This window comes from Pantoea endophytica (assembly GCF_002858935.1).
Taxonomy (GTDB): domain Bacteria; phylum Pseudomonadota; class Gammaproteobacteria; order Enterobacterales; family Enterobacteriaceae; genus Pantoea; species Pantoea leporis.
Genome location: NZ_PJRT01000005.1, coordinates 622,729 through 641,374, shown reverse-complemented (window position 1 = coordinate 641,374; position 18,646 = coordinate 622,729). Strand labels below are relative to the sequence as shown.

Here is an 18,646-nt window from a genome sequence, read left to right as displayed (position 1 = left end):
ACAGGCTGAGGGGAAAACGGGTTCCCCCCGCACCGCAATCCGGTGCGGGAGCGTAATTTTGCCCTGTTTAAACTCTTCTTCAATATCGATACCTAAAGCTTCACGCATATAAGCGTGGCGCGTCCACTCCATATAAAACGGATAATAAAGGCCATCGACCACGCCCTGAAAATCGATATGCTTTTCATCCACCTCATACTGCTTTGCAAACATTTTTATATCCTTATCTGAGAGTTAGGGGAATAAGGAGGGTGGTATACCTCAGAACGCACGTCCGGTAAACGCCGGTTAGTCGGCAGGTGATGATGTTCACAATTTAATGCTAAAAATCATCACCGTTAGCTCCTTCGGATTTTTCAAAGCAACACCTCGGTTAATGCTGTTTTCGCTGCCAGGCGTAGGAGGGTATACCTTGCGAAACCCTTTTTCGCAGAGCAGGCCAGCATGACCACACATACTCGCATCCGTAAATTCAACACCAAAGAAACCTATCCCAATCAGGCGCTGGATAACGATCTCTGTCAGGCGGTGCGCGCGGGCAATACCGTGTATGTCCGTGGGCAGATTGGCACCGACTTTGCGGGCAACCTGGTAGGATTAGGCGATCCCGCCGCGCAAGCCGAACAGGCGATGAAAAACGTTAAACAGCTACTGGAAGAAGCGGGCAGCGATTTATCGCACATCGTCAAAACCACCACTTACATCATTGATCCCCGCTATCGCGAGCCGGTGTATCAGGTGGTCGGCAAGTGGCTGAAAGGTGTGTTCCCGATCTCCACCGGTTTGGTGATTTCCGGTTTAGGTCAGCCGCAATGGTTGATGGAAATCGATGTGATCGCGGTTATTCCTGACGACTGGCAAGCGGAATAAGAGGCGCGAAACGATGACGTTATCCATTGTGGGACGCTGCGACGCAACCGGTCAAATCGGCATTGCCATTAGCTCATCCAGCATTGCGGTAGGCGCACGTTGCCCATGGCTACGCGCGGCAGTGGGCGCAGTATCAACCCAGAACATTACCTTACCCGCGCTAGGCCCGCGCATTCTTGATCGCCTGCAACAAGGCGACAGCGCAGAAGCCGCGCTCAAAGCCGGGCTCGCCAGCGACGACTCTTCCTCTTATCGCCAGGTGACGGTGTTAGCCGCCGATGGCCAAACGGCCTGCTTTAGCGGCGATAAAACGCTCGGCATTCATAACGCGCAAACCGGTCATCACTGTGTTGCGGCGGGCAATCTGCTGGCTAATCCTGAGGTGATTCCGGCGATGGTAAGCGCCTTCGAACAGCATTCCGGTCATTTAGCCGAGCGCTTAATGGCGGCGATGCAAGCGGGCATGCAGGCGGGCGGGGAAGCGGGGCCGGTGCACTCTTCTGCCTTGTCGATCGTTGATGATCAGGTGTGGCCGATTGTCGATCTGCGTGTTGACTGGACGGATGGCGATCCAATTAGCAAACTCGACCAGCTGTGGCTGGCTTATCAACCGCAAATGAACGATTACGTGACGCGCGCCATCGATCCAACGCAGGCACCCCGTTATGGCGTGCCGGGCGACGAGTAGGAGTTTCCATGTTTACCAGCCGACAACTGCTTGAAAAGCTGGTGGCGTTTGACACCACCAGCCGTGAATCCAACCTGGCATTGATCGATTTCGTCTGGCGTTACCTGAATGATTTGGGTGTAAGCGGTGAGCTAATTCACAACGCGGAACGCAGTAAAGCCAATTTGTATGCACGTCTTGGACCCGCTGGCGATGGCGGCGTGATGCTCTCCGGCCACAGCGATGTGGTGCCGGTGGAGGGACAAAACTGGAGCGTGCCACCGTTCGCGCTCACCGAACGTGACGGCAAGTTATACGGGCGCGGCACCGCTGATATGAAAGGTTACATCGCCTGCATGCTGGCGGCAGTGCCCCATTTTCTGGCACAGCCGCTAAAGCAGCCGCTGCATCTGGCAATCTCCTATGACGAAGAGGTCGGCTGCCTGGGCGTGCGCACCTTGCTGGAGGCGCTGTCGCAGCGCCCGGAAAAGCCGTCACTCTGCCTGATTGGTGAACCCACCGAATTGCAACCGGTGCTCGGTCATAAGGGAAAACTGGGTGTGCGCTGCGAAGTGAAGGGCGCGGCTTGCCATTCTGCCTATGCCCCGCAGGGTGTCAATGCCATCGAATATGCTGCGAAGCTAGTTCACCAATTAACGGCGATAGGCGAGCGCCTGGCGCAGACTGAACAACATGACACACGTTTTGATCCCCCTTTTACAACGGTGCAAACCGGCATTATTCGTGGCGGCACTGTATTGAACATTGTGCCCGCGGAATGCGTCTTTGATTTTGAAGTGCGCACCTTGCCCCAGCATGACGCGCAAGCCGTTGCCGCTGAGATCGACACCTTCGCGCAATCAGAGCTGGTGCCGCGTATGCAGGCCGTCGCAGTGGACAGCGCGATCCGTTTTTATCCTATCAGTGGCTACCCCGGGTTATTAACCGATGCGCAAAGTGACGCTGCGCGATTGATCGCCTATCTCACTCAATCCAGCGACTTCAGCACGGTAGCCTTTGGCACCGAAGGCGGCTTGTTCCACCAGGCCGGTATTCCCAGTGTCATTTGTGGGCCTGGCAGCATGGCGCAAGGTCATAAACCCGACGAATTCATCAGCATCGCTCAGTTGGATGCCTGTGACGCCATGTTGCAGCGCTTAGCCGCATGGATGCGTCAATAATTACTGTGACAACGTCACACCAATTGTTTTGGAGAGTTCATGGTTAGTGCAGAAATCACCCGATTCCCACAACCCGATATGCCACGCGCCGCAGTAAAAAGCAGCAACATCGCCGTGCAATTAGACGGTGTGCTGAAAAAGTTCGGCGACGCTATCGCGCTGCACAAAATTTCCCTGACTATTGATGAAGGGGAATTTATTACCCTGCTCGGCCCCTCGGGCTGCGGCAAAACCACGTTGCTCAATTTGATGGCCGGTTTTGCTGAAGCTGATGGCGGCGAGATTTTTATTGATGGCGAATTGGTCACGGAAATTCCCCCTTACCAGCGTGAAATCGGCATCGTGTTCCAGAACTACGCGCTGTTTCCGCATATGACGGTGGAAAAAAATGTGGGTTATGGTCTGCGTATGCGCGGGGTGCCAAAGGCCGAAATCGCGGAGCGCGTTGAGCAAGCATTAGCGTTGGTCAAACTGGCGGGTTACGGCCATCGCAAACCGCGTGAACTCTCCGGCGGACAACAGCAGCGTGTGGCACTGGCGCGTGCGCTGGTGATCCGTCCAAAAGTCTTGTTGCTGGATGAGCCATTTTCCGCGCTGGACAAGAATTTGCGTTTATCGATGCAGGTCGAACTGAAAGCCATCCAGCGCAAGTTAGGCGTCACCACGGTGTTTGTCACCCACGATCAGGGCGAAGCGCTTAGCATGAGCGATCGTGTGGTGGTGATGTCAGCGGGGCATGTGCGTCAAATCGGTACACCGGATGAAATCTATCGCCAGCCGCGCGATCCTTTTGTGGCGGGCTTTGTCGGTGACGTCAACATCTTGCCTGGACGTTATGCCGGGCGCGATCACGCTGCGGTGCTTGAGCTGGGCGGCAACGCGCTGCGTCTGCCGGCAGAACGCGTGCAGGCGAGCGTTGGCGAGCGACTCGATGTGTACGTGCGTCCGGAAAACATTCAATTGGGGCCGCTCTCTTCGCATTGTTTCCTGAGCGCCACGGTGATCACCCATGTGTTTCAGGGCGATCACGTTGATGTGCATCTTGATGTGCCAGCCCTCGGCAGCGCCTCGCTGTTTGCGCGCCAGTCGGGTCTGGAATCCCTAACCCGCTGGCCAGTGGGTAGCGTAGTGGGCATCACCTTTGATGATGAAGGCGTGTGCGCCTTTACCGCCGCTAAGCAAGGATAAAATCCGATGGTGCCTGAAATGATGAACGCGGTAATTGCCCGCCAGCCGGGCGGCGCAGAGGTGTTAACGGTGGTAGAACGTACCGTGCCACAACCTGCGGCGGGTGAAGTATTGATTCGCGTCGCCAGCGCGGGCGTTAATCGTCCTGACATTATGCAGCGTAACGGCATGCCAATCCCACCGGGCAGCTCAGATGTATTCGGTCTGGAGGTAGCAGGTAACGTGGTGGCATTAGGTGCAGGGGTTAGTGGTTTCGCCATCGGCGACGCAGTAATGGCGCTGCTGAACGGTGGCGGTTATGCCGACTATTGCGTGGCGCGCGCTGAGTTGTGTTTGCCGGTGCCCGATAATCTGCCTTTGGCGCATGCAGCGGGCATCCCCGAAGCGGCGTTTACTGTGTGGCACAACCTGTTTGAGCTGGGCCGTTTAGCCCCCGGTGAAACCGTACTGATTCACGGTGCCGCCAGCGGCGTTGGCACCTTTGCCATCCAATGTGCGCACGCCTGTGGTGCACGTGTGGTGGCCACCGCAGGCGGTGCCGACAAAATTGCGGCGCTGCAACAGCTTGGCGTCTGGCGCGCCATTGATCGTCATAAAGAGGATTTTGTCGCGGTGATTGCAGCGGAAACCGCAGGGCAAGGCGTGGATGTGGTGCTGGATAACGTGGGTGGTGATTACGTGGCGCGCAATCTTAGCGTATTAGCGCAAGGCGGACGTCATGTGAGCTTGTCATTTATGCAGGGCGCGAAGATCGAGCTCGATCTGCAATTGGTGATGCGTAAAGGACTGAGTTTGACCTCTTCCACGTTGCGCCCCAAAAGCGCTGCTGAAAAGGCGCGCCTGGCGGTGTGCATCCGCAAACATCTGCTGCCGCTGATCGTAGCAGGCAAAATCAAACCCACGCTGCATCAAATTTTGCCGCTGGCGCAGGCGGCGGATGCACATCGAATCCTTGAGGCCAACGCCAACATTGGCAAAGTGTTGCTGAGCGTGGTTCAGCAAGGAGCGTTGGCATGATGCAACTGTTTTACGCCACCACGTCTGCCTATGTGCGCAAAGTGATGGTGACTGCGCATTGTCTTGGGCTCACGAATGAGATTGAGCTTCTGGATTCGGCGGCGCATCCGGTTGAACGTGATGAGCGCATCGCCATCGTTAATCCGTTAGCCAAAGTGCCCGCACTGCGAACCGAACAAGGGGCATGTCTGTACGACAGCCGCGTGATTTGCGAATACCTCAATGCCCGCGCGAAGGGCGACTTAATCCCGTCACAGGGTGATGCGCGCTGGTTGAGTTTGTCGCGCCAGGCGTTAGGCGACGGTTTGATCGATGCCGCCTTGCTGGCGCGTTACGAGTTCAGTGCCCGCCCATTGGAAAAGCAGTGGCAAGGCTGGGCTGATGCTCAGCTGAAAAAAGTCCATGCGGCATTACGCGAAATTGAGTGTCAGGTTGCGGGTTTTAGTACGCAGCCTGATGACGTGGGTTTGATTGCCATCGGCTGCGCGCTCGGTTATCTCGATTTTCGCTTCGATGTTCTTAACTGGCGGGCAAACCATCCGCGGACTGCCGCGTGGTTCGCCCTGTTCGATGCCCATCCCGCGATGGCCGCCACGCGCCCGCATTGATCGCCATTAATCGTCATTCGGTCACCCTTTCGGGCGACAACTGCACAGTGACTCAGGAGCTCAGATGACACAGCAGATTTTTTTTCTTAACGGCCCGAACGCTAATCTGTACGGCATGGACAAGAACGGCACTTACGGCAGCGAAAGCTTTGCCAGCATTGATGAACGCTGCCAGCGCCGGGCAGCATCACACAACATCACACTGCAATTTCGCCAAAGCAATCACGAAGGCGTGCTGGTTGACTGGATTCAGGAAGCGCGTCAGCAGGCTGCCGGATTGATCATTAACGCCGCCGGTTTGACCTACACTTCGGTGCCGATTCTCGATGCATTGCTGATGTTTGATGGCCCGATCATCGAAGCGCACATGAGTAACATTTGGAAACGCGAGCCGTTCCGCCATCATTCGCTGGTATCAAAGGCCGCCACTGGCGTGATTGCAGGCTTGGGCGTGATTGGTTACGAACTGGCAATAGATGCGGTAGTTGAGTTGATCAAGGCGAATGCGGCATGAGTATTTTGGTCTTTTACAGCGAGTTCGACAGTTTTGAACAGTGGTCAACGTTGCTCGCACCGCATCTGCCGGGCGTAACGCTTTGCCGGGCGGAAGAGGTGCAAAACGATGATGAGGTGCATTTCGCGTTGGTGTGGAAGCCGCCGCACGGTTTTTTCGCCCCTTATCGCAACCTGAAACTGCTTATAAATCTGGGTGCGGGCGTCGATTCGCTGGTCGGGCGCGATGATTTACCGGATATCCCCATTGTTCGTTTGTCTGACCCGCATATGGCGCGGATGATGGCCAGCTTCGTGCTGTTTGCCGTGCTGCGTTATGTGCGTGACATCCCGGCTTTTGAGCGGGCACAACGTGAACGACGCTGGCATTACCTGCATCCGCGGTCGCCGGAAACCGTGCGCGTTGGCGTGCTGGGATTGGGTGAATTGGGCGCGCACACCGCGCTTGAGCTGGCGCGCCAGGGATTGGATGTGCGCGGCTGGTCACGATCGCAGAAAAACATCGACGGCATTACCTGTAGCAGCGGAATAGACGCGCTGGATGCTTTCCTCGCCGGCAGCGATATTTTGGTAGTGATGCTGCCGCTCACGCCGCAAACCCAGGGCTTACTAAGTGCTGAACGACTGGCACGGTTACCGCACGGCTGCGCGTTTATCAATGTGTCGCGCGGAGCGATTGTTGATCAGGTGGCGTTAACGCAGGCGTTGCAGCGTGGACAGATCGCCGAGGCGACGCTGGATGTGTTTGACCGTGAACCGTTGCCGCCCGAAGATGCGCTGTGGGGTATGGAAAATGTATTGATCACGCCGCATTTGGCTTCGGTTGCCATTCCGGCCAGCGCGGCACCGCAGGTCGCCGCGAATATCCAGCGCGCCGCACGCGGCGAAGCGGTATTGCATCAGGTCTTCCCGCAGCAGGGGTATTAACCGTTGGTCGCCATTCATGGCGACCAGGGATCTCACGCCACTCGCACCACTTGCGGATCGAAATAACTCGGTGCCGCCATGCCGGGAATATATTGGTCGGAAATAAACATGCGGCAACGCTCGGCAAAAGCGCTTACCACCCTGGATTGCTGTACCTGCGCCATGGTGGCATAACCCAACTGCATCGCCTTGTTAACCCCCGCCAACCGCACGCGAATCAAGCGTTTACCATCCTGCGACAAATGCGCTTTAGGTCGTACGTTAGCGATACCAAAGCCGACTCCGTTGGCCACCATCGCGCGCACCGTTTCCATACTGCTGGATCGCATCACCACATTCGGCGTCACCCCGGCTTCGCTGAACAAGCCAAGAAAATATTCACGACTCCACGGCATATCCAGCAGCACCATCGGCGCAGCAGCCAGATCCTGCATCGAAACCGCGGACTGTGTGGCGAACGGATGATGCTCGCCCACCATCACGTAGGGCGGCAGTTGCGCCAGCGACTGGAAAGTCACATCGCTGGCGGGAACCAAATCATAGGTGAGGGCGATATCGATATCCGCTGAGCGCAGCTGTTTTAACAGCAACTCATGATTGCCTTCCACCAGCGAGATACGCACGCCGGGAAAGGCGCGGCCGAAGCCAAACACCAATTCCGGCGTCAACATTGGCGCTAACGTATCGAGGCAACCAACACGCAGCGGGCCGCGTACGTTGTTCATTGATTCCGATGCAATGGTGTAAAGGTTCGACATCTGTTCGAGGATCAGTTTGGCCTCTTTTAATACCTGGTGGCCGATTGCAGTGAGTGAAACGCCCTGGGCATGGTGACGCACAAACAGCTGCACGCCAAGCTCAGACTCAATGTGGGTGATGGCGGCGGAAATCGACGGAGAGGAGACGTGAATACGCTCCGAGGCGCCAATAATGCTGCCCGCTTCACCGGAAGCGACAAAATATTCCAGCTGACGCTGGGTGATGCGACTGAGCATGCAGGTTCTCCTGAGATCGCTGACACGCTCATGTCGCGTCAGTCATTCTAATAAGGTCGATTCAACTCAAGCATTTCTTATGCCAAATTCCGACTTACAGCATAATCACCTGTCCTTGCGCCAGCGACCATTCGCGTCTTCCTCACTCCTGCTTCAGAAAATCCTTGTTAAGCAGGCCACTTTTTTAGCCTCAGAAATCCTGATGCAACAGCGAGGGAAATGCTGTTTTACCCCATCTCACCGCAACGGCATTATCGCTTCAACACCCGAGAGCCGCCTTCGCACTGTTTTAGAGCATTGCGACGCGATGGACCAGACGGTGGTGCAAAGCAGCGACAACAGCCATTTCATTCATTGGGGACAAGAATATGTTGCGTAAGATAGGTGCCTTAACGTTATTGACCACGTGTGTATTAAGCGCAGGGAATGCAGTGGCCGCAGATAAGCTGATTGTCAGCACCTGGGGTGGCAGCTTTAAGGATCTGATTGATCAAACTATCGCCAAAGAGTTCACCAAAGAAACCGGCGTAGAAGTGCAGTTCGTCACCGGCGGCACCATCGATCGTTTGAACAAAGCCAAGCTGGCGGGCGGTTCGCCGGAAACTGACGTCACCTTTACCACCGCGCATGTCGGTTATCTGTATGCCAATAGCGGCCTGTTTGAAAAGCTCGACTTGAGCAAAATCCCTAACGCGGTGAATCTGGTACAGCAGGCCAAAGTCAGCCCGTATCACCTTGGCGTGTGGGGCTACGTTTACACCATCGGCTACCGGCCAGATTTAGTGCCGAAGGGCGAAGAATTTACCAGCTGGAACGATCTGTGGCGTCCGGAACTGAAGAGCTCGATTGCGCTGCCAGATTGGGATCCGAGCCATATCATCGCGGTGTCCGCCAAACTTTCTGGCTCGGACGCAGCGCATTGGGAACAAGGCCAGTCCAGGCTGAAAGCGCTGATCCCGAACATCAAATCCTTCTATACCGATGATGCCAACAGCCAGCAGCTGATCTCCACAGGTGAAACGCCGGTACAGGTGATGCTGTCGATGAACGCCTACAGCATGATTGCAGAAGGCGTCAACATTAAGCTGGCAGTGCCAAAAGAGGGCGCGATTTTGGGCGTTGATACCGTCGGTATCAATAAAGGCAGCAAACATGCGGAACTGGCCTACAAGTTCATAAATATTGCGCTGAAACCGGAAATCCAGCAGGAAGTGGCGAAAATTTATCGCGGCAGCCCAACGGTGACCAATGCGCATATCGATCCAGAACTGGCGAAGCTGCCTGGCATGCTGACCACGCCTGAGCAGTGGAATGCCACCATCAACACCGATCCGCAACTGCGCGCGGAGAAAACCGCCGAGTGGCGTCAGTGGTTCTCTGAAAACATCATGTCACATTGATAAATAGCGGCGGCCGATTGGCCGCCCGGTGAGTCGCAACACTTTATTCAGGCAGCAACGTCTATGACGAAAAAACCGACATTCTTACCCTGGTTCATTATCCCCGCCACGTTCACGGCGCTTGGGCTGGTGGTGGCCATGTTTGCCGTGATGCAGTTTAGCGTGCGGGCCTATATTCCAGGATCGCTTGATGTAGGCGGATTCACGCTGGCGAACTTTAACGGTCTATTCAAGAAAATCTATGCCGATGCGTTTATCAACACGGTGATGCTCAGTGCGAAAACGGCGATTTTTGGGCTGCTGATGAGTTATCCGCTGGCGTATGCGCTGGTGAGAACGCGCACCACCTGGATCAAATCCACCATCTTGATTATCGCCATTACGCCGCTGTTTCTCGGCGAAGTGGTACGGACATATTCTTGGATCATCGTGCTGGGTAATAGCGGCTTCCTCAATAGCTTGCTGCTGGCGATGGGTCTGATAAACAAGCCGATCCAGTTTATGTTTACCCAAACCGGCGTGGTAGTCGCGCTGGTGCATGTGACCATGCCAATCATGGTGATGATGCTGGCGACTGCGCTGTCGCACATCAATCCTGATTATGAGAAAGCCGCGACCAGTCTGGGGGCGGGGCCGATTCGCACCTTGCTGACGGTGACCATTCCGTTATCGATTCCCGGCATCGTTTCCAGCCTGACCACCGCGTTTGCCTGGACGTTCAGCGCCTTCGCTACGCCGCAGCTGATTGGTGGTGGACGCGTCAGCACCGTGGCTACCATGGTGTATCAGCTGGGTTTCTCATCGATGAATTTTCCGTTTGCCGCTGCGCTCAGCATAGCGGGTTTGATTCTGACCATTCTGCTGCTGATGGCGCTGAAACGTATGAGCCGCTTCCTCCATGCGATGGGAGACCACTGATATGACCCGATCCCTCAATGATAAATTGATTACCCTGGCGGGACGCTCGCTGGTGATTGCGATTTTGTTGTTCGTGTTGCTGCCAACCATTGTGGTGTTGATCTCTTCCTTCAGTAGCACCTCGGTGCTGTTCTTCCCACCGAAAGGCTGGTCGCTGCGTTGGTTTGAGCGTGCGGTTAACTACGATGACTTCCGCCACGGCTTCTATTCGGGGTTGATTGTGACAGCATGGGCCTCAACGCTGGCGGTAATTATTGGCGCCACGCTGGCGATTGCCATTGAACGTTACACTTTCCCCTGTAAACAGGTGCTGGAAGGCGTGCTGTTGTCACCGTTGTTTATTCCGCACTTCACCATTGGCCTCGGCTTACTGATGCTGGTCTCGCAGTTAGGCATTGGACGCGGTTATTCACTGGTGATCTTCTGCCATGTCGTGCTGGTACTGCCGTTTGTGCTGCGCAGCGTGTATGTGTCGCTGAAAAACCTTGAGCAACGTATTGAAATGGCGGCTGCAAGCCTCGGCGCTTCGCCGTTGCGCGTGGTATGGACCATAACCGTGCCGTTGATTTTACCGGGCTTGTTTGGCGGTTGGTTATTTGCCGCAATCCTCTCCTTCAACGAATTTACCGCTTCGCTGTTTATTACCACGCAAGCGACGCAGACCTTACCGGTGGCGATGTACAACTATGTGCGTGAATTTGCCGACCCAACGCTGGCTGCACTGTCGGTTATTTATATTGCCGTAACGGCGACGATGTTAATTATCGCGAATAAGTTTTTAGGCTTGGGGAAAATATTGAACGTCGAAGCAGGGCATTGATGTATTCGCACGGAATGCTGTGCTTATTGAATAGCACAGCATTTATTAATCTGAATAGTAGTCATCCGACACCTGATTACTCTTTTCCATGAAAAGATCGGGGTCGATCATCTTAGGGATCTCACATGTCAGTAGAAAAAATTAATACCGTGGTGGTCGGAGCGGGTCAGGCAGGTATTGCGATGAGTGAACATCTGTCGTTAATGGGCGTGCCACATGTGGTGTTAGAGCGTAGCCGTATTGCTGAGCGCTGGCGTTCAGAACGTTGGGATTCATTGGTGGCCAATGGCCCAGCCTGGCACGATCGTTTTCCTTCAATGAAATTCGATAATATTTCCCAGGAAGCGTTCCCACCGAAAGAGCGGATGGCGCAATATTTCGAAGACTACGTAAAAATGCTCGATGCGCCGGTGCGCACCGGCGTTGAAGTCCATTCGGTTGAGCGTCTACCAGAACGTAGCGGTTTTAAGGTACTGACGTCGGCCGGTGAATTTGAAGCTGACAATGTGGTGGCGGCTACCGGTCCTTTCCAGAAACCCGCTTTTCCGCAGATCGTGCCGGAAAGCGCTGCGCTGCATCAGATCCATTCATCGGCGTATAAAAATCCGCAGCAGTTGCCGCAGGGCGGCGTGCTGGTGGTGGGCGCTGGTGCTTCAGGCTCACAAATTGCGGAAGAGTTGCGTAAATCTGGCCGTGAAGTGACGCTCTCCATCGGCGAACATTACCGTCCGCCACGTTCCTATCGTGACCGCGATTATTGCTGGTGGCTGGGCGCGCTGGGCTTATGGGATGAAGTCAAAATCAAGCCGAAGAAACAGCACGTTGCTTTTGCCGTGAGTGGTTATGAAGGTGGCAAAACGGTCGATTTTCGCCGACTGGCGCACATGGGCATTACGTTAGTGGGGATCACCAAAACCTGGGATAACGGCGTGCTGAGCTTTGCTGAGGGTATAATGGACAATATTGCTGAAGGCGACAAAGCGTATTTCGACGTACTGCGTGATGCCGATGCCTATATTGAACGTAATGGCCTGGACTTACCGCCCGAGCCGCAAGCATGGGAATTATTGCCAGATCCAGAATGTTTAATTAATCCATTATCAGAACTGGATCTACAGGCCGCAGGTATTACCAGCATTATCTGGGCCACCGGTTTTAAATTTGATTTTAGTTGGCTGAAAGTGGATGCCTTTGATGCTAATGGTGCGCCGTTCCATAAACGCGGTATTTCCGCCGAACGGGGTATTTACTTCCTTGGCTTGCCCAATCTGGTGAATCGCGCATCATCGTTTATTTATGGCGTATGGCACGATGCCAAATATATTGCCGACCATGTGGTTTTACAAAACGCCTACACCGATTATAAAAAGTCGTAAAAATCTCCGTGAGATCGTCGTTAATGGCGCCCCTAGAAAAGACAATAAAAAAGCCGGACAGTGTCCGGCTTGATTCACTTCTGGCGGGAATTACAGCGCCATATCCTGTTTGCCTGATTCGGTACGCGGCTTAGCCTGCGTTGGCGCAACCGTCTGATCACCCATGTTGATGACCGGCGGCTTGGTCAACAGCAGCGTCGCTGCGGTGTTGTCCCAAACTTGCTGCGTCAGCGCGGTGTTGCCGTTCAGCTTCTGACCGAAGCTTGGCACGATAGCGCGGATCTTCTGCTGCCACTCTGGCGAAGCGAACTGCTCTGGGAACAGCTTTTTCATCACGTCGAGGGTGATTGGTGCAGCAGTCGATGCGCCCGGTGACGCGCCCAACAGTGCCGCCAGGGTTTTCTGCTGATCGGTCACGATTTCGGTACCCAGTTTCAGCAAGCCACCTTTTTCGGCATCTTTCTTGATGATCTGCACACGTTGACCCGCCTGAATCAGTTTCCAGTCCTCTTTACGCGCGTTCGGATAGTACTCTTTCAGCGCAGCAAAACGGTCGTCGTCATTCAGCATCACCTGACCAATCAGGTATTTCACCAGATCGAAGTTGTCGATGCCCACATGCGTCATCGGCATAATGTTGCTGGTGGTGGTCGCGCTCAGCAGATCGAACAGCGAACCGTTTTTCAGGTACTTGGTGGAGAAGGTAGCGAAAGGTCCAAACAGCACCACTTTCTTACCGTCGAGGGTACGTGAATCGATGTGTGGAACCGACATCGGTGGCGCACCCACAGAAGCCTGACCGTATACTTTTTCCAGGTGACGATTAGCGATCTCTGGGTTCTCGGTCATCAGGAATGAACCGCCGACCGGGAAGCCGCCGTAGTTATCTGCTTCCGGAATGCCGGTTTTCTGCAGCAGCTTAATCGCGCCGCCGCCTGCACCGATGAACACGTATTTCGCATCAACTGAACGCTTATCGCCGCTCTTCACATCTTTGATGGTGACGTGCCACGAGTTATCACTGTTACGCTTGAAATCAGTGACTTCTGACAAGGTTTCCAGTTTGAAGTTCTGATCTTTCTTCAGGCTACCGATCAGCTGACGGGTGATTTCACCGTAGTTAACATCGGTACCGACTGGCGTCCAGGTTGCCGCAACTTTCTGGTTCGGGTCACGACCTTCCATCACCAGCGGCGCCCATTGCTGGATCTGCTGATGATCGGTAGAGAATTTCATGCCCTGGAACAGGGTGGTTTTCTGCAGCGCATCGTAACGCTTTGTCAGGTACTCGACGTTTTTGTCGCCCCAGACGAAGCTCATGTGCGGCGTAGAGTTAATGAAGGAGTGCGGATCGTGCAACACACCGCGCTGCACCTGCGACGTCCAGAACTGGCGCGAAATCATGAAGGATTCGTTAATTTCCAGCGCTTTGCTAACGTCGATTGAACCGTCTGCACGCTCGGGCGTGTAGTTCAGCTCCATGTTAGCAGAGTGACCCGTACCGGCGTTGTTCCAGCCGTTGGACGATTCCAGCGCGACGCCGTCCAGCTTCTCAACCATCAGCTGTTTCCAGCCCGGTTGCAGCTCTTGCAGCCAGGTGCCGAGCGAGGCGCTCATGATGCCGCCGCCAATCAGCAGAACGTCAGTTTTTTCTGGTGCGTCTTCAGCGCGAACCGCTGATGAGACAAGCAGCGCTGCCAGTGATAGGGCAGACACGATCTTTTTGGTGTGAGTCATTCCAGTCCTACTTATTATGCAATGCAGGTGAACGTTAAAAATTCGGTTTGCACATTAAGAGATTGTTACGGAATGATTAACTTGTTTTTAGTTAATAAAGTATTGGTGTTAATTAATTAACTTAAAAAAATAAAATAGCGTGAAATATAGGCAGAAGAGGAAATAAGTCGGGGATAACCGCTTAAGCAGCGCGGTTATTCTTTATATCGGGAGACGCGACTTAGGTCAAATAAAACTCCTGCTATTTTATGCACATTGCGTAGCGGCGCGATTCATCGCGCAATCAATTGCGCCGCTACAAAGCGTGCGCGATGTTTTAGCTGTTCATGGCGACCAACTTACCTACTGCACATTTCATAAAACATCACTTCACGGAGCGTGTTCATTCCCCGCGTACAAACTGGTTTACCCTAACGTCTCTAATGACTTGTGTGACTTTTCGCGTGGGCAACGGCATGGCTAACAAAACACTGTATGAAAAACTGATCGATCAGCATGTGGTTCGTAAGTTAGATGATGAAGGGCATGTGTTGCTCTACATCGATCGCTCGATTCTCAATGAATACACCAGCCCGCAGGCGTTTAGCGGCCTGCGCGATCACCAGCGTCCGGTACGTAATCCGGGCACCATTTTGCTGAATGTCGATCACGTCAACCCGACGCGCCCCGAGCGTGATGATGCGATGACCGATGCGGGCGGGCAGTTACAGGTCGATTACTTTCGCCAGAACGCCGCGCATTTTGGCATCGAACTGTTCGATGTGCTTGACCCGCGTCAAGGCATCGAACACGTCGTCGCACACGAGCAAGGCCTGGTAATGCCCGGTATGGTGATTGCCGCAGGCGACAGCCATACCACCACTTACGGTGCGTTTGGCGCGCTCGGTTTCGGCATCGGCACCTCGGAAATCGAGCACCTGCTGGCGACGCAAACCCTGATTTATCGCACCCTTAAAACCATGCTGGTGACGGTGAGCGGCGAGCTGCCGTTTGGGTGCTCGGCGAAGGACATCATCATGGCGCTGATCGAGCAGATTGGTGCATCAGGCGCAACCGGATTTGCCATTGAATTTGCCGGTGTTGCCATCGAAGCGCTGAGCATGGAAGGGCGCATGACGCTGTGCAACATGGCAGTGGAAGCCGGTGCGCGCGGTGCGATTATCGCGCCGGATGAAAAAGTGTTTGCCTATATCGCCGGCAAACCGCAAATGCCGACCGGCGAGTTGTGGCAGCAGGCCGTTGCGGAGTGGCGCGATTTACGCAGCGATGCGGACGCGCGTTTCGACAGCCGCATCGCTATCGACTGCAGCGATCTTGAACCCAAAGTGACCTGGGGAATCAGCCCGGATCAAGCCAGTGCCATTACCGGCCACGTGCCCGACCCGGCGCAGGAAGCAGATGCGGTGAAACAGCAGACGCTGCGGAGCGCGCTGAAATATATGGGGCTGGAACCCGGCACGCCGTTAGCGGAGATCGCCATCACGCATGCCTTTATTGGTTCCTGCACCAACGGCCGCATTGAAGATCTGCGCGCTGCCGCCGCGATTATCGACGGACACAAAATCGCGCCGCACGTGCGTGGCATTATCGTGCCGGGATCGACGCAGGTGCGTCAGCAAGCAGAAGCGGAAGGGTTAGCCGCGATTTTCGTCAACGCCGGTTTTGAATGGCGTCAATCGGGCTGCTCAATGTGCCTGGCGATGAACGAAGATGTGTTAGCGCCCGGCGATCGCTGTGCGTCCGGCACCAACCGCAATTTCCCTGGCCGCCAGGGCGCGGGTGCGCGCACGCACTTAATGAGCCCGGCGATGGTCGCCGCCGCCGCGATTGCCGGCCATCTGGTTGATGTCCGCAAATTCATGACTGCAGAGGTTTGAGATGGAAGCATTTAACAACATGACGGGCACGCTGGCGCCACTACCGGCGGCCAATATTGATACCGATGTGATCATGCCAAAGCAGTTTCTCAAAGGCATCGATCGTAAGAATTTGGATCGCGGTGTGTTCTTCGACCTGCGCTTCCTGCCCGACGGCCGTCCAAATCCCGCTTTCATTCTTAATCAAGCCGGTTGGGAAAACGCCACCTTCTTACTGGTGGGCGCCAATTTCGGCTGTGGATCCAGCCGCGAACATGCGGTTTGGGGACTTAATCAGCTCGGCATCCGCGCCATTATCGGCACCAGTTTTGCCGGCATCTTCGACGATAACTGCCAGCGCAATGGCGTTTTGACGCTGACGTTAAGCGAAGAGGATTATCAGCGCCTGAGCGAGGTTGCGAACAATGCCGCCAGTAATCGCATTACCGTGTCGCTGGAACAACAGGCGATCCTCTTCGATAATCAACGCATTGCCTTTTCGGTCAGTGCGTTGAAACGCGAGATGTTATTGGGCGGCGGCAGCGCGGTGGACTGGACGTTACAGTACGAATCTGACATCACCCAGTTTGAAGCGCAGCATTTTTCCCAGCGTCCGTGGCTGAAGCGCGATCAAATCCAACAGGATGCACCAGCATGAGTGAGATTACGCCACGCGGTGATTCACCCTTTATTGACGGCTTTACGCTGAGTGATGTGCGTCTGGCGAACGGCGTGACGCTGCGCGTTGCGATGGGTGGCGAAGGTCCGCCACTGCTGATGCTGCACGGACATCCGCAAAATCATCTGGCGTGGCGCAAAATTGCGCCGCAGCTGGCGCAGCATTATCGCGTAATCCTGCCAGATCTGCGCGGTTACGGCGACAGCGACAAGCCGCCGAGTGATGAGACGCATCGCGCTTACTCGAAACGGGTGATGGCGCAGGATATCAGCCTGTTAATCGAGGCGTTGGATTTAGAGCGCGTAGCGTTTGTCGGGCACGATCGCGGTGCGCGCGTGGGCCATCGGCTGGCGCTTGATCATCCGGAAAAAATCTCCTGCTGCGTATTTGTTGATATTGCGCCGACCGCGACCATGTACGCCTTAACCAACAAAGCGTTTGCCACGCGCTATTTCTGGTGGTTCTTCCTGATTCAACCTTATCCATTACCTGAAACCCTGATCGGCCACGATCCGGCGTTATTCCTGCGTAAACACATTGACGGGCAATTAAAAACGCCGGGTGCCACCGAAGAAGCAATATTCAACGATTACCTGCGCTGTTATCAAAATAAAGAGATGATTCACGCGGTATGCGAAGATTATCGCGCCGCGGCGACGATTGATTTAGACGATGATGCGCAGGACAGCGCTAAACGCATCGAAGCGCCGCTGCTGCTGTTATGGGGAGAAAAGGGCACGGTTGGCCAGTTATATAACGTGGTGGAAACCTGGCGGGACAAAGCGCGCAATATTCAGGGCAACGCATTACCTTGCGGTCATTCACCGCATGAGGAAGTGCCTGAACTGTTTTTAAGTCAGCTTCAGTGCTTTCTGGATTCTGTGTTATAACCGGCTAAATTTCGCTAACGCCGTGATGGTGATGAAAATACTGCTTGCCGGAAAAAGTTATCAGAAGCCGCTTCAGGGTTGGCCGTCGGTCGAAGATCTGTATGTCTTTATCAGCGTAGCGCGCTATGAAGGTTTTGGCCGCGCTGCGATTGAGCTCGGCCAGTCGCCATCCTACATCAGCAAGCGGATTGCCATCCTCGAAAAGCAGTTGGAAACCCGGCTGTTTTTCCGCACCAACCGCGTGATGCGCCTGACGCCAGAAGGTGAAAAGGCGCTAGAAGGTGCATTGCACGTGGTGCACGAAATGGATTCCTTCCTGAATAACTTTCAGCAGTGGCGCGGCGAATTAACCGGCGATTTGACTGTGGCCTGTTCATTTGGCTTTGGTCAGGATTATTTGTCCGATGCGATTGCCGAATTTATGACGCGTCATCCGTCACTGAACATCAAATTGATGCTCAGCGATCGCGATATTGATTTATTGCAGTCAGGCACTGACGTCGATATTCGGGTGGGTGATGATGTGAATCACGCCTACATTGCGCGAAAATTAGCCGCCAATCGGCGTATTCTTTGTGCTACGGCAGATTATTTAGCCCGGTCACGTCCGCTGGAGACGCTGGATGATTTAATCGATCACAGCTGTCTTATTATTAATGAGAATAATAATACCTTTGGGCATTGGACGTTAACGGACGGCGAAAATAAAATCGTTTGTCGCCTGAATAGCCATTATTCATCGAACAGCGGAAAAGTGATTCTGAATTGGGCACTGAAATCGCACGGTATTGCGTTGCGTTCTGCCTGGGATGTGGCGCCGTATTTAAGCGAAAACCAATTGCTGCACGTATTACCGCAATGGTATCAGGAAGCAAATGTCTGGGCGGTCTACACGCAGCGCGCGTCTGAATCGCCACGCATTAAAGTGTTTATTGATTTTCTTGTCGACTATTTTGCAGAAAAAAGCCTGCCGACGATGAAGGGCAGGCTGTGATTTAAGCAGA

Annotated in this window: 19 protein-coding genes and 1 pseudogene; 17 read left to right on the top strand and 3 right to left on the bottom strand. The window is 54.4% G+C overall.

Annotation, left to right across the window (positions count from 1 at the left end; genetic code table 11):
- Window positions 1-54 precede the first annotated feature (54 nt).
- Window positions 55-213, bottom strand: a pseudogene (locus PZBJ_RS05415) (acyl-CoA thioesterase family protein); the annotation flags it as partial.
- A 231-nt stretch (window positions 214-444) separates the two neighbouring features.
- Here PZBJ_RS05415 and PZBJ_RS05410 point away from each other — a divergent pair.
- From PZBJ_RS05410 to PZBJ_RS05375, 8 genes are all read left to right on the top strand, one after another.
- The gene (locus PZBJ_RS05410; RefSeq protein ID WP_008106850.1) at window positions 445-870 is read left to right on the top strand and encodes a RidA family protein; all 426 of its coding nucleotides are present in this window, start codon (window positions 445-447) and stop codon (window positions 868-870) included.
- 13 nt (window positions 871-883) lie between these two features.
- Complete coding sequence (locus PZBJ_RS05405) at window positions 884-1,558, top strand: DUF1028 domain-containing protein (protein WP_101761553.1); 675 nt, start codon at window positions 884-886, stop codon at window positions 1,556-1,558.
- 8 nt (window positions 1,559-1,566) lie between these two features.
- Window positions 1,567-2,718, top strand: coding sequence for an acetylornithine deacetylase (gene argE / locus PZBJ_RS05400; RefSeq protein ID WP_101761552.1), 1,152 nt, complete (start codon window positions 1,567-1,569; stop codon window positions 2,716-2,718).
- Window positions 2,719-2,757: 39 nt separating this feature from the next.
- Window positions 2,758-3,906 carry an ABC transporter ATP-binding protein gene (locus tag PZBJ_RS05395; RefSeq protein ID WP_101761551.1) on the top strand — a complete coding sequence of 383 codons (1,149 nt, stop codon included), beginning with the start codon at window positions 2,758-2,760 and terminating at the stop codon, window positions 3,904-3,906.
- A gap of 18 nt (window positions 3,907-3,924) precedes the next feature.
- A complete protein-coding gene (locus tag PZBJ_RS05390) occupies window positions 3,925-4,923 on the top strand; it encodes an NAD(P)H-quinone oxidoreductase (protein WP_240632881.1) in 999 nt (332 codons plus the stop codon).
- Window positions 4,920-5,531: a glutathione S-transferase family protein gene (locus PZBJ_RS05385; protein ID WP_101761549.1), complete on the top strand. Its 612-nt coding sequence runs from the start codon at window positions 4,920-4,922 to the stop codon at window positions 5,529-5,531. Before PZBJ_RS05390 ends, PZBJ_RS05385 begins: the two co-directional genes overlap by 4 nt.
- A 64-nt stretch (window positions 5,532-5,595) precedes the next feature.
- Window positions 5,596-6,045 carry a type II 3-dehydroquinate dehydratase gene (locus PZBJ_RS05380; RefSeq protein WP_101761548.1) on the top strand — a complete coding sequence of 150 codons (450 nt, stop codon included), beginning with the start codon at window positions 5,596-5,598 and terminating at the stop codon, window positions 6,043-6,045.
- The gene (locus tag PZBJ_RS05375) at window positions 6,042-6,971 is read left to right on the top strand and encodes a 2-hydroxyacid dehydrogenase (protein ID WP_101761547.1); all 930 of its coding nucleotides are present in this window, start codon (window positions 6,042-6,044) and stop codon (window positions 6,969-6,971) included. The genes PZBJ_RS05380 and PZBJ_RS05375 overlap by 4 nt, the downstream gene beginning before the upstream one ends.
- A 32-nt stretch (window positions 6,972-7,003) precedes the next feature.
- Here the strand turns inward: PZBJ_RS05375 and PZBJ_RS05370 are convergent, their stop codons facing one another.
- Entirely contained in the window at window positions 7,004-7,966 is a 963-nt protein-coding gene (locus PZBJ_RS05370) for a LysR substrate-binding domain-containing protein (RefSeq protein ID WP_101761546.1), read from the bottom strand.
- 79 nt (window positions 7,967-8,045) lie between these two features.
- On the opposite strand from PZBJ_RS05370, the gene PZBJ_RS23990 reads away from it, so the two are divergent.
- The 5 genes from PZBJ_RS23990 to PZBJ_RS05350 all read left to right on the top strand — a co-directional run bounded on the left by PZBJ_RS23990 (window position 8,046) and on the right by PZBJ_RS05350 (window position 12,480).
- The gene (locus PZBJ_RS23990) at window positions 8,046-8,345 is read left to right on the top strand and encodes a hypothetical protein (protein WP_146001284.1); all 300 of its coding nucleotides are present in this window, start codon (window positions 8,046-8,048) and stop codon (window positions 8,343-8,345) included.
- A complete protein-coding gene (locus PZBJ_RS05365; RefSeq protein ID WP_101761545.1) occupies window positions 8,335-9,366 on the top strand; it encodes a polyamine ABC transporter substrate-binding protein in 1,032 nt (343 codons plus the stop codon). Before PZBJ_RS23990 ends, PZBJ_RS05365 begins: the two co-directional genes overlap by 11 nt.
- A gap of 63 nt (window positions 9,367-9,429) precedes the next feature.
- Window positions 9,430-10,284: an ABC transporter permease gene (locus PZBJ_RS05360; RefSeq protein WP_101761544.1), complete on the top strand. Its 855-nt coding sequence runs from the start codon at window positions 9,430-9,432 to the stop codon at window positions 10,282-10,284.
- A 1-nt stretch (window position 10,285) separates the two neighbouring features.
- On the top strand, window positions 10,286-11,104 hold the full coding sequence (locus PZBJ_RS05355; RefSeq protein ID WP_101761543.1) for an ABC transporter permease: 819 nt from the start codon (window positions 10,286-10,288) through the stop codon (window positions 11,102-11,104).
- Window positions 11,105-11,229: 125 nt separating this feature from the next.
- Window positions 11,230-12,480 (top strand): flavin-containing monooxygenase, encoded by a 1,251-nt coding sequence (locus tag PZBJ_RS05350; RefSeq protein ID WP_101761542.1) that lies wholly within the window; start codon window positions 11,230-11,232, stop codon window positions 12,478-12,480.
- A gap of 90 nt (window positions 12,481-12,570) precedes the next feature.
- On the opposite strand, the gene mqo is transcribed toward PZBJ_RS05350, so the two are convergent.
- Window positions 12,571-14,217: a malate dehydrogenase (quinone) gene (gene mqo, locus PZBJ_RS05345; RefSeq protein WP_101761541.1), complete on the bottom strand. Its 1,647-nt coding sequence runs from the start codon at window positions 14,215-14,217 to the stop codon at window positions 12,571-12,573.
- Between the two features lie 455 nt (window positions 14,218-14,672).
- Here mqo and leuC point away from each other — a divergent pair, with 455 nt between their 5' ends.
- The 4 genes from leuC to PZBJ_RS05325 are packed head-to-tail and all read left to right on the top strand — an operon-like array spanning window position 14,673 to window position 18,636.
- Window positions 14,673-16,094, top strand: a complete 1,422-nt coding sequence (gene leuC, locus PZBJ_RS05340) for a 3-isopropylmalate dehydratase large subunit (RefSeq protein WP_101761781.1) — start codon at window positions 14,673-14,675, stop codon at window positions 16,092-16,094.
- Between the two features lies 1 nt (window position 16,095).
- Window positions 16,096-16,731, top strand: a complete 636-nt coding sequence (gene leuD / locus PZBJ_RS05335) for a 3-isopropylmalate dehydratase small subunit (protein WP_101761540.1) — start codon at window positions 16,096-16,098, stop codon at window positions 16,729-16,731.
- Entirely contained in the window at window positions 16,728-17,642 is a 915-nt protein-coding gene (locus PZBJ_RS05330; RefSeq protein ID WP_101761539.1) for an alpha/beta fold hydrolase, read from the top strand. Before leuD ends, PZBJ_RS05330 begins: the two co-directional genes overlap by 4 nt.
- Before the next feature lie 31 nt (window positions 17,643-17,673).
- The gene (locus PZBJ_RS05325) at window positions 17,674-18,636 is read left to right on the top strand and encodes a LysR substrate-binding domain-containing protein (RefSeq protein WP_101761780.1); all 963 of its coding nucleotides are present in this window, start codon (window positions 17,674-17,676) and stop codon (window positions 18,634-18,636) included.
- Window positions 18,637-18,646 lie beyond the last annotated feature (10 nt).